A 1,248-nucleotide genomic window follows, 5' to 3' on the forward strand; every position below is an offset into this window, starting at 1 on the left:
ATGTTTGATTTTTAATTTATTTTATTTAAAATATAAAATAAAGAAATAAATAATAAGGAAATTCTTATGGCTAAAAAAATAGTAAAGAAAAAAAATATAAAAAAATCCGCTTCAAAAAAGAATATAAAGACGAATATAAAAGAAATATTAAAAACTCTCTCGAAGGCTAAAAATATAACTATAACGGGACATAGAAATCCCGATGTCGATTGCATTGCTTCTTGCTTGGGATTATCATTGCTCGTAAAAAAAGTATTCAAAAGAAAAGCTACCGTTATAAATACGGACAAAATGCAAAGAGATTTACAAAATCTGCCTTTGATAGATAAAGTTATTTTTAATGTAAGCGAAAAAACTCTGCCGAAAAAAGATGTTTTGGTAGTTTTGGACTCGGGCGATATAGATAGAATAGGATGGATTTCCGACATACTTGAAAAATATAACGAAGTAATATTTATAGACCATCATAAAGTGAGAAATATAAAAGGCGTCACTATGTTTTATGACGACATTAAAGCCGCCGCCACTTGCGAGATTATATTCGATATATTTTCGTCTTTTTTAAAAAATTTCGATTCGACTATAGCGACTTTATTATATTGCGGACTTTCAACCGATACGGGAGGTTTCGCTTTTAGCAATACCACAGAAAAAACTTTACTCGCCGCTTCAAAATTAATGGGAAGAGGAGTTATAATAGAAAATCTTGGAAATGTTGTGAGAAAGAGATACACTCGAATCGATGTGGCGGCTTTGATGGAAATATACAGAAGAATGATAATAGACGATGATACGAAAATCGGTTATATATGTTTGCAAGACACAATAAACGGACATAGCATGAAGGAGATAACGGTAAGCGCTTCGGACCTGCTTATACAAATGGAAGATGTTTTTATCGGTTTTATAATTCATGAAAGCGAAGAGGATTTTCGAGTGAGTATGAGAAGTAGAATAAATAAAAATATAAGAGAAATTGCGGAATCATTCGGAGGAGGCGGACATCCAAAAGCGGCTGGTTTTACCGTTTCTAAAAAATATTGGACGAAAGAAAAACTTATAACGGAAATAAAAAATAAACTCTTAAAATTATTAAATGGATAATATCATAATTTATACGGACGGCGGATGCAGAGGAAATCCAGGACTTGGCGCTTGGGCTTCTATTTTGATAAGCGAAAAACATGCTTTGCGTCTCGAAATAGGCGAAAGCGAAAATAATACCACGAATAATAAAATGGAAATGAA

At 32.2% G+C, this 1,248-nt stretch carries 2 protein-coding genes; both read left to right on the forward strand.

Annotated features, from left to right (window positions below; translation table 11 throughout):
* Positions 1–66: 66 nt before the first annotated feature.
* Positions 67–1,104, forward strand: coding sequence for a DHH family phosphoesterase (locus EZH24_RS12090; protein WP_137999319.1), 1,038 nt, complete (start codon positions 67–69; stop codon positions 1,102–1,104).
* A partial coding sequence (locus tag EZH24_RS12095) for an RNase H family protein (RefSeq protein WP_336596099.1) occupies positions 1,097–1,248 on the forward strand: 152 nt, incomplete at its 3' end. The genes EZH24_RS12090 and EZH24_RS12095, both read left to right, overlap by 8 nt.

This window comes from Brachyspira catarrhinii (assembly GCF_005518285.1).
Lineage (GTDB): Bacteria > Spirochaetota > Brachyspiria > Brachyspirales > Brachyspiraceae > Brachyspira > Brachyspira catarrhinii.

Excerpts from the sequence above, each read along its gene's own strand:
- EZH24_RS12090 (WP_137999319.1), top strand. The coding sequence starts at position 67 with ATGGCTAAAAAAATAGTAAAGAAAAAAAATATAAAAAAATCCGCTTCA.